Raw genomic sequence first — 4,433 nt, 5'->3', positions numbered from 1 at the left:
AGCTCGTCGGCCCCAACGACGCCAGCGCCTCCTCCCAGGTCAGCTACATCAACACGCTGATCCAGCAGCAGCAGGACGTCATCGGCATCGCCGCCAACGACCAGAACGCGGTGTGCCCCTCGCTCAAGCAGGCGCGCGAGGCGGGCATCAAGGTCGTCTCGTTCGACTCCGACGCCGCGAGGGACTGCCGCGACGTGTTCGTCAACCAGGCCACCGCGCAGGGCGTCGGCGAGAAGCTCGTGGAGCTGGCCTCGCAGCTCGCGGGCGGGTCGGGGGAGATCGCGATCCTGTCCGCGACCCCCAACGCCACCAACCAGAACGCCTGGATCGCGGTCGTCGAGAGCGAGCTGGCCAAGCCGCAGAACTCCGGGCTCACGCTGGTCAAGACGGTCTACGGCAACGACGACGACCAGAAGTCCTTCCAGGAGGCGCAGGGGCTGCTCCAGGCGCACCCGGACCTGGAGGTGATCGTCGCCCCCACCACGGTCGGCATCGCCGCCGCCGCGCGCTACGTCGGCTCCTCCAGCTACAAGGGCGAGGTCGCCGTGACCGGCCTTGGCACCCCGAACCAGATGCGCGAGCACGTCAAGAACGGGACCGTGGAGCGGTTCGCGCTGTGGAACCCGGCCGACATCGGCTACCTCGCCGCCCACGCGGGCGTCGCCCTCGCCTCCGGCCGCATCACCGGCGCGCAGGGCGAGGAGTTCACGGCGGGCAGGCTCGGCGACTACACGATCGGCGCGGACGGCGAGGTCGTCCTCGGCCCGCCCACGGTGTTCGACGCCGCCAACATCGACCAGTTCGACTTCTGACCACCGGAGCGGTCCCGGCGGACGCGAGCGGCGCCGGGGCCGTCCCCCGAGCAGGAAACGGCGGTGCCACCCGTGCCCGAGCCGACCAGCGCAGTCAAGCAAGCCCTGTCCCGGCAAGCGATCGAGACCCCGTCGTGGGCGTTCGGCAACTCCGGCACCCGCTTCAAGGTCTTCGCCCAGGCCGGTGTGCCGCGCACCGTCGAGGAGAAGGTCGACGACGCCGCCGCGGTGCACCGGTTCACCGGCGTCGCCCCGTCCGTCGCGCTGCACATCCCGTGGGACCGGGTGGACGACTACGGCGCGCTCGCCCGGTACGCCGCCGACCGGGGCGTGCGGCTGGGGGCGATCAACACCAACGTCTTCCAGGACGACGACTACAAGCTCGGCTCGGTCACCAACCCGGACCCGCGGGTGCGGCGCAAGGCCACCGACCACCTGCTGCACGCCGTGGACGTCATGGACGCCACCGGGTCGCGGGATCTGAAGCTGTGGTTCTCGGACGGGATCAACTACCCCGGCCAGGACGACCTGCGCGACCGCCAGGACCGGCTCGCCGCCGCGCTGCGCGAGACGTACGACCGGTTGGGCGGGGATCAGCGCATCCTGCTGGAGTACAAGCTGTTCGAGCCCGCGTTCTACGCCACCGACGTGCCGGACTGGGGCACCTCGTACGCGCACTGCGCGGAGCTGGGGCCGAAGGCGGCGGTGTGCATCGACACCGGCCACCACGCGCCGGGCACGAACATCGAGTTCATCGTCGCCTTCCTGCTGCGGCAGGGCAGGCTCGGCGCGTTCGACTTCAACTCGCGCTTCTACGCCGACGACGACCTCATGGTGGGCGCGGCGGACACGTTCCAGCTGTACCGGATCATGAACGAGATCGTGCGCGCCGACGCCCTGGACCCGGCGCGCGGCATCAACTTCATGCTCGACCAGTGCCACAACATCGAGGCCAAGGTCCCGGCGGTGATCCGGTCGGTGATGAACGTCCAGGAGGCCACGGCCAAGGCGCTGCTGGTGGACCGGGACGCGCTGGCCGCCGCGCAGACCGCGGGGGACGTGCTGGAGGCCAACGCGGTGCTCATGGACGCCTACAACACCGACGTGCGCCCGCTGCTGGCGCAGGTGCGCGCGGACGCCGGGCTCGACCCCGACCCCGTCGCGGCCTACAAGCGCAGCGGCTACCAGCAGGAGATCGAGGCCGCGCGCGCCGACGGGCGGCAGGCCGGATGGGGAGCGTGAGCATGTCCGTGCCCGAGGAGCTGATCGCCCGCAGCAACGCGCTCGGGAGCGATCCGCGCAACACCAACTACGCGGGCGGCAACACCTCCGCCAAGGGCTCCGGACCCGACCCGGTCACCGGCCAGGACGTGGAACTGCTGTGGGTCAAGGGATCGGGCGGCGACCTGGGCACGCTCACCGAGTCGGGGTTGGCGGTGCTGCGGCTGGACCGGGTGCGCGCGCTGGTCGACGTCTACCCCGGCGAGGGGCGCGAGGACGAGATGGTCGCCGCGCTCGACCACTGCCTGCACGGCAGGGGCGGGGCCGCGCCGTCGATCGACACGGCCATGCACGGGCTGGTCGGCGCCGCGCACGTGGACCACCTGCACCCGGACTCCGGCATCGCCCTGGCCACCGCCGCCGACGGCCCCGAGCTGACCCGCGAGTGCTTCGGCGACCGGGTCGCCTGGGTCGACTGGCGCAGACCCGGCTTCCAGCTGGGGCTGGACATCGCCGAGGTCGAGCGCGCCAACCCGGACGCCATCGGCGTGGTCCTCGGCGGGCACGGCATCACCGCGTGGGGCAAGAGCTCCCAGGAGTGCGCCGCGCGCTCGCTGGAGATCATCCGCACCGCCGAGGAGTTCTTGGCGCGCAAGGGTTCCCGTGAGCCGTTCGGCGCCCTCGTGCCCGGATTCCAGGCACTGCCCGAGGACGAGCGGCACGCGCGCGCCGCCGCGCTCGCCCCGGTCGTCAGGGGCCTGGCCTCCACCGACGCGCGCCAGGTCGGCCACTACACCGACTGCCACGCCGTGCTGGACTTCTGCGCCCGCGAGAAGCTCGCCGACCTGGCCGCGCTGGGCACCTCGTGCCCGGACCACTTCCTGCGCACCAAGATCCGCCCCATGGTGCTGGACCTGCCGCCGTCCGCGCCCCTGGACGAGACGATCGCGCGGCTGCGCGAGCTGCACGCCGCCTACCGCGAGGACTACCGCGCCTACTACGAGCGGCACGCGCTGCCCGACTCGCCGCCGATGCGCGGCGCGGACCCGGCGATCGTGCTGGTGCCCGGTGTGGGCATGTTCTCCTTCGGCAAGGACAAGCAGACCGCGCGCGTCGCGGGCGAGTTCTACGTCAACGCGGTCAACGTCATGCGCGGGGCCGAGTCGGTCTCGCGGTACGCGCCGATCCCCGAGTCGGAGAAGTTCCGCATCGAGTACTGGGAGCTGGAGGAGGCCAAGCTCCGCAGGCTCCCCAAGCCCAAGCCGCTCGCCGGACGGGTCGCGCTGGTCACCGGCGCGGGCTCCGGGATCGGCAAGGCGGTGGCGGAGAGGCTTGCGGCGGAAGGGGCCTGCGTCGTCGTGGCCGACCTGGACGGCGCGTCCGCGAAGGCCGTCGCCGAGGGCGTCGGCGGGCCCGACCGGGCCGTGCCGGTGGTCGCCGACGTCACCGACGCCGGGCAGGTGGACGCGGCGGTCGCGGCGGCGGCGCTGGCGTTCGGCGGGCTCGACCTGGTGGTCAACAACGCCGGGCTGTCCATCTCGAAGTCGTTGCTGGAGACCACCGAGCAGGACTGGGACCTCCAGCACCGGGTCATGGCGCGCGGCTCGTTCCTGGTCGCCAAGGCCGCCGCCCGCACCATGATCGACCAGGGCGCCGGCGGCGACATCGTCTACATCGCCTCGAAGAACTCGGTCTTCGCCGGGCCCAACAACGTCGCCTACGGCGCGGCCAAGGCAGACCAGGCGCACCAGGTCCGCTTGCTGGCCGCCGAGCTGGGCGGGCACGGCATCCGCGTCAACGGCGTCAACCCGGACGGGGTGGTGCGCGGCAGCGGCATCTTCGCGGGCGGCTGGGGCGCGCAGCGGGCCGCCGTGTACGGGGTGCCTGAGGAGGAGCTGGGCGCGTTCTACGCGCAGCGCACGCTGCTCAAGCGCGAGGTGCTGCCCGAGCACGTGGCGGCGGCGGTGTTCGCGCTGACCGGCGGGGAGCTGTCGCTGACCACGGGGCTGCACGTGCCGGTCGACGCCGGTGTCGCCGCGGCGTTCCTGAGGTAGAGGGGGCGCGCGGTGCGGGTGGCGGCGGTGGACCTCGGGGCCACCAGCGGGCGGGTCGTGGTCGGCGAGGTCGGCGGCGGCCGGGTGGGGCTCACGCAGGTGCGGCGGTTCCCCAACGGGCCGGTGGACGGTGGCGGCGTGCTGCGCTGGGACACCGGCGCGCTGTTCGCCGAGTCGGTGGCCGGGCGGCGCGCCGCCGGCCGCCTGGACGGGATCGGGATCGACTCGTGGGCGGTGGACTACGGGCTGCTCGACGCGGACGGCGCGCTGCTGCGCCCGCCCGCGCACCACCGGGACGGGCGCACCGCCGGGATGCCCGCCAGGGTGCACGCCCTGGTGCCGGAGG

At 73.2% G+C, this 4,433-nt stretch carries 3 protein-coding genes and 1 pseudogene; all 4 read left to right on the top strand.

Annotated elements, in window-relative coordinates; translation table 11 throughout:
* The coding region (rhaS, locus tag ACTUAL_RS12475; protein ID WP_440900343.1) for a rhamnose ABC transporter substrate-binding protein at positions 1-812 on the top strand (812 nt) is incomplete at its 5' end.
* A gap of 63 nt (positions 813-875) precedes the next feature.
* Positions 876-2,054, top strand: a complete 1,179-nt coding sequence (gene rhaI / locus ACTUAL_RS12470) for an L-rhamnose isomerase (protein ID WP_440900342.1) — start codon at positions 876-878, stop codon at positions 2,052-2,054.
* 2 nt (positions 2,055-2,056) lie between these two features.
* Positions 2,057-4,087 carry a bifunctional aldolase/short-chain dehydrogenase gene (locus ACTUAL_RS12465; RefSeq protein WP_440900341.1) on the top strand — a complete coding sequence of 677 codons (2,031 nt, stop codon included), beginning with the start codon at positions 2,057-2,059 and terminating at the stop codon, positions 4,085-4,087.
* A 12-nt stretch (positions 4,088-4,099) separates the two neighbouring features.
* A pseudogene (locus tag ACTUAL_RS12460) lies at positions 4,100-4,433 on the top strand (rhamnulokinase); the annotation flags it as partial.

Source organism: Actinosynnema sp. (assembly GCF_052038725.1).
Note: the sequence above shows the minus strand (reverse complement) of the source record. Positions and strands in the feature narration are given on the sequence as shown.